The organism is uncultured Pluralibacter sp., from assembly GCF_913775985.1.
Taxonomy (GTDB): domain Bacteria; phylum Pseudomonadota; class Gammaproteobacteria; order Enterobacterales; family Enterobacteriaceae; genus Pluralibacter.
In genome coordinates, this window is the sequence record NZ_CAJYMB010000135.1 from 1 (window position 1) to 5,111 (window position 5,111).

Annotated in this window: 7 protein-coding genes; 4 read left to right on the forward strand and 3 right to left on the reverse strand. The window is 56.2% G+C overall.

The genetic code is table 11. The features are described from left to right. Window positions 1-448: glycosyl hydrolase family 18 protein (locus QZ766_RS16590; RefSeq protein ID WP_297203869.1), on the forward strand; the 448-nt coding region annotated here is incomplete at its 5' end. Between the two features lie 264 nt (window positions 449-712). Continuing rightward, the gene (locus tag QZ766_RS16595; protein WP_297203871.1) at window positions 713-1,294 is read left to right on the forward strand and encodes a histidine phosphatase family protein; all 582 of its coding nucleotides are present in this window, start codon (window positions 713-715) and stop codon (window positions 1,292-1,294) included. A gap of 6 nt (window positions 1,295-1,300) precedes the next feature. Here the strand turns inward: QZ766_RS16595 and QZ766_RS16600 are convergent, their stop codons facing one another. After that, window positions 1,301-1,579: a DUF1315 family protein gene (locus QZ766_RS16600; RefSeq protein ID WP_297203873.1), complete on the reverse strand. Its 279-nt coding sequence runs from the start codon at window positions 1,577-1,579 to the stop codon at window positions 1,301-1,303. Between the two features lie 42 nt (window positions 1,580-1,621). Beyond that, entirely contained in the window at window positions 1,622-2,035 is a 414-nt protein-coding gene (msrB, locus tag QZ766_RS16605) for a peptide-methionine (R)-S-oxide reductase MsrB (RefSeq protein WP_297203875.1), read from the reverse strand. Between the two features lie 334 nt (window positions 2,036-2,369). On the opposite strand from msrB, the gene gapA reads away from it, so the two are divergent. Further along, window positions 2,370-3,365 carry a glyceraldehyde-3-phosphate dehydrogenase gene (gene gapA / locus QZ766_RS16610; protein ID WP_297203877.1) on the forward strand — a complete coding sequence of 332 codons (996 nt, stop codon included), beginning with the start codon at window positions 2,370-2,372 and terminating at the stop codon, window positions 3,363-3,365. A gap of 74 nt (window positions 3,366-3,439) precedes the next feature. Further along, the gene (locus QZ766_RS16615) at window positions 3,440-4,324 is read left to right on the forward strand and encodes a D-hexose-6-phosphate mutarotase (RefSeq protein WP_297203879.1); all 885 of its coding nucleotides are present in this window, start codon (window positions 3,440-3,442) and stop codon (window positions 4,322-4,324) included. 1 nt (window position 4,325) lies between these two features. On the opposite strand, the gene QZ766_RS16620 is transcribed toward QZ766_RS16615, so the two are convergent. Next, the coding region (locus QZ766_RS16620) for an aldo/keto reductase (RefSeq protein WP_297203881.1) at window positions 4,326-5,111 on the reverse strand (786 nt) is incomplete at its 5' end.

Here is a 5,111-nt window from a genome sequence, read left to right on the forward strand (position 1 = left end):
CAATCTCGGCATCGGCTTTTACGGACGGGTGCCCAAGCGCGCCATTGAGCCCGGTATCGACTGGAGCCAGCCGGACGCGGCAAAAAATCCGGCAACCCGCCCCTACTTCGGCCCGCGGCAGGTTGACCTGTTTACCTCCCTGGGATTCGACCTGGGCAAGGACACCTACGTGAAATACGGTGATATCGTCGCCAGGCTGCTAAACGATCCGCAGAAGCGCTTTACTAAGCACTGGGATGACCAGGCGAAGGTGCCGTGGCTGTCCGTGCAGTCCGACGACGGAAAACCGCTGTTTGCCCTGTCTTACGAGGATCCGCGTTCGGTGGCTATCAAAGCGCAGTACATCAAGGAGAAGGGTCTCGGCGGCGCGATGTTCTGGGACTACAGCGGCGATGACCATAACCGGCTGGCGAAACAGCTTGCCGACTCGTTGGGCATCGGTAAGTAGACAGGTAAAAAGGCCGGGTAATGTGCGATTCGTGCCACCCGGCCTGCAGCCACGTGGATCCGCGGATAAATACATTTACACTGAAAGAAGCTGTACGCTGAACAGGCTAAGTCGAATTGTTCAGGGTTTATTGCTTTTGCTTAATTTTACGGCGCGCGGGAACAGCACCCTCTTCTGGTCCCGCGCGCCGCATTCATCGCGCGCCGATCCGCAGGGATCCTTTACCTGGTCTTGCTAACAATGAGAAAATTTGTTGCGCTTGCTATGAGCGCTGCGCTGATGGTGCCGCTGCTTGCCCGCGCCGACAGCCTGTATGTTTTTTTTCGCCACGGAGAAAAACCGGATAACGACAGCGGACAGCTCACCTGCAAAGGGCTGAATCGCGCGCTTAATCTGCCAAGAGTATTAATCAGCCGCTTCGGCGCACCGGATAAGCTTTACAGCTCCGCACCCTATCAGGATAAGACGGGCAGCTCGCTGCGCCCGCTGATGACCATGGTGCCCGTCGCCATCCAGCTCTCAAAGCCGGTGATCCTCAAATACCATGCCGATCAGACCGGCAAGCTCACCAACGCCTTGCTGAAAGAGAAAGCGTCGCCCGTGACCTACATCGCCTGGGAGTATAAAAATCTGGTAGCGGCGAGCCGCAGGCTGGTGTCGAAAACCGGCGGGGATCCTTCGCAGATCCCGTTCTGGTCATCGGATGATTTCGACTCCCTGTACGTGATACGCCTGGATGACAGGCACCACTTCAAATCGTTTATCCATGAATCCGAAGGGCTGAACGGCGTCTCGGATCGCTGCCCGCCGCAGATGACCGGGCAGCACATGCTGTCGCCGTATTAGAGCGGCCTACTGCATTTTTAGCGTGGCGATGGATTTTGGCGCGATGCCAAAATCCTCTTTTAGCTGCTGCTTGCTTTTCATCACCATCTGCCCGCGGGTGTCGATGGTCATGTGCTGGGGGTTGCTGTTGTAGCGCGCCTGCCACAGCATTACCAACTGGAGGCAATTCTCTTTTTGCTCCGGCGTCAGCGCCACGCCGTCCGGCCATTTACCCAGCTCCACGGCAGTCGCCAGACGCTGATAAACGTCCTCAGTCATGCTCTCAATAATCTGTGCAATTTCCATTTTCAGCCCCACAGGTTTGGAATAATTTGCTGAATCGTTTCTTCAGCCTTTCGTTTGCTGACCATTTTCGTCATCGGTGAAGCTCATTGATGCAGAGTTCACGCAGTAGCGCTCGCCGGTGGGCTGCGGCCCGTCCGGGAAAACGTGGCCCAGGTGCGCGTCGCAGCTGCCGCAGCGGATTTCAACGCGCTGCATGCCGTGAGAGTAGTCATTGATGTAGCGAATGGCATCATCGCTGACCGGCTCGTAAAAGCTCGGCCAGCCGCAGCCCGCATCAAATTTGGTCTGCGAGTTGAACAGCGGCGCATCGCACACCAGGCAGTGATAGACGCCGTCGCGCTGGTTGTGCAGCAGGCGGCCGGTGAACGGCGGCTCGGTCCCGTGATTCTGCGTCACGTGAAACTGCATCTCGCTCAGGGACTGCTTAAGCACTTCGGGGGAGGGTTTATTCGACATGCTCATATCTCAGTTATAGGGACAATATCTACAAGGATTCTAACAAAACATTAACAGGTAAACTTGCAGTTTTGATCTAAACTTGTCTCTTGCTTATGGGTTGCCGGCTATATGTGATCTGCATCGCATTTTTATTACCCACGATCTTTAAAATTCCCGGCGCTGCCCTCATGTGGAATATGGCCCAAAGGATGAGTGAGGCATTCAATCGTGCAAAGGCTATGCAGTGGATTGATTTGTCGCAATGATTGACACGATTCCGCTTGACGCTGCGTAAGGTTTTTGTAATTTTACAGGCAACCTTTTATTCACTAACAAATAGCTGGTGGAATATATGACTATCAAAGTAGGTATCAACGGTTTTGGCCGTATCGGTCGCATTGTTTTCCGTGCTGCTCAGGAACGTTCTGACATCGAAATCGTTGCAATCAACGATCTGTTAGACGCAGAGTACATGGCTTACATGCTTAAGTATGACTCCACTCACGGTCGCTTCAACGGCACCGTAGAAGTGAAAGACGGTCATCTGGTCGTTAACGGTAAAAAAATCCGCGTTACCGCTGAGCGCGATCCGGCTAACCTGAAGTGGAACGAAGTCGGCGTTGACGTTGTTGCTGAAGCAACCGGTATCTTCCTGACCGACGAAACTGCACGTAAGCACATCACTGCTGGCGCGAAAAAAGTTGTTCTGACTGGCCCGTCCAAAGACAACACTCCGATGTTTGTTAAAGGCGCTAACTTTGACAAATACGAAGGCCAGGACATCGTTTCTAACGCTTCCTGCACCACTAACTGCCTGGCTCCGCTGGCGAAAGTTATCAACGACAACTTCGGCATCATCGAAGGTCTGATGACCACCGTTCACGCAACCACCGCAACTCAGAAAACCGTTGATGGCCCGTCTCACAAAGACTGGCGCGGCGGCCGCGGCGCATCCCAGAACATCATCCCGTCCTCTACCGGTGCTGCTAAAGCAGTCGGTAAAGTACTGCCAGAACTGAATGGCAAACTGACCGGTATGGCGTTCCGCGTTCCGACTCCGAACGTATCCGTTGTTGACCTGACCGTACGTCTGGAAAAAGGCGCTTCTTACGAAGACATCAAGAAAGCGATCAAAGCCGCTTCTGAAGGTCCGATGAAAGGCGTTCTGGGCTACACTGAAGACGACGTTGTTTCTACCGACTTCAACGGCGAAATCTGCACTTCCGTATTCGATGCGAAAGCAGGTATCGCGCTGAATGACAACTTTGTGAAACTGGTTTCCTGGTACGACAACGAAACTGGCTACTCCAACAAGGTTCTGGATCTGATCGCCCACATCTCCAAATAAGTTGAGATGAACAGCTGATCAAAAAGAGCGACTTCGGTCGCTCTTTTTTTTGCCCGAATAAGAGGATAACACGCATGAATAAGACTATTTTCGCGCTGCCGGTTGTTGAACAAATCACGCCCGTAATCTCTTATCGCCAGCTGGATGAGCTGGCGCTGATTGTTGTTGACCATCCGAAAGTGAAGGCTTCAGTCGCCCTGCAGGGTGCCCACCTGCTCTCCTGGAAACCCGCCGGGGAAGACGACGTGCTGTGGCTCAGCAGCAACACCCCGTTCAAAACCGGCGTGGCGCTGCGCGGCGGCGTTCCCGTTTGCTGGCCGTGGTTTGGACCGGCAGCGCAGAAAGGCCTGCCCTCCCACGGTTTTGCCCGTAATCAGGCCTGGCACCTCAAGGCTCACGATGAGAGCGGCGAAGGCGTGGTGCTAACGTTTGAGCTGGAAAGCAATGACGAAACCCGCGCCCTGTGGCCGCACGAATTCACGCTGTACGCGCGCTTTAAGCTGGGTAAAACCTGCGAAATCGAACTGGAAGCCCACGGCGAATTTGAAACCACCGCCGCGCTGCACAGCTATTTCCACGTAGGCGATATCGCCGGCGTGAAAGTCAGCGGGCTGGGCAATCGCTATATCGACAAAGTTAAAGATGCAGAAGAAGGCGTCCTGAACGACGGCGTACAGATCTTCCCGGACCGTACCGACCGCGTCTATCTCGATCCGGAAGGCTGCAGTGTGATCCACGATGCGGCGCTCAAGCGCAATATCACGGTGATACACGGCCATAACGACAACGTGGTCGGCTGGAACCCCGGCCCGGCGCTCTCCGTCAGCATGGGCGACATGCCGGACGACGGCTATAAAACCTTTGTCTGCGTGGAAACGGCCTGCGTCTCGCAGCCGCAGAAAGCGTCTGAAGAGAAGCCTTCCCGCCTCTCCCAGACTATTCGCGTAGCCAAACAGTAAATCAAACCACATCCAGCGGCGTTTTCCGGCCCGGTGCCGGAAAAGCCTTCTCCAGCGCCTCAAGCGCTTCGCCGCCGAGCGCTATCTTCAGCGCCGCGGCATTCTCCCTGACGTGAGCTATGCTCGCCGCTTTCGGAATGGCCATCACGCCCTCGCGATGAATCACCCACGCCAGCAGCACCTGCACCGGCGTCGCGCCGTACTCCCGGGCGACCGCCTGCACCACCGGATGCTGCAGCAAATTGCTGCGCAGCCGCCCGGCCTGGGCCAGCGGGCAATAGGCCATCACCGGCATTCGCCGCTCGCAACACCAGGGCAGTAAATCGTATTCAATACCGCGGGAGCCGAGATGATAGAGCACCTGATCCGTTGCGCACGCTGCGCCGCCGGGCGTCTGGCTCAGCGCCTGCATATCATCGACGTCGAGATTTGACACGCCCCAGCGCAGGATCTTGCCCTGTGCCACCAGCGTTTCCATCGCGCTTATTGTTTCCGCAAATGAGAAGCTGCCCCGCCAGTGCAGCAGATAGAGATCGAGCCGGTCCGTGCCCAGACGCCGCAGGCTGGCTTCACAGGCGGCAACGGCTTTCTCGCCGCCGGCGTTCCAGGGATAGACTTTCGAGACCAGAAAAGTCTCGTCGCGCCTGCCGCGAATAGCGTCAGCCACCACCTCTTCCGCGCCGCCCTCGGCGTACATCTCCGCCGTATCAATCAGCGTCAGGCCGAGGTCTATGCCTGCCCGCAGGGCATCGGCTTCCTCCGCGCGCAGCGCAGCACGCTCGCCCAT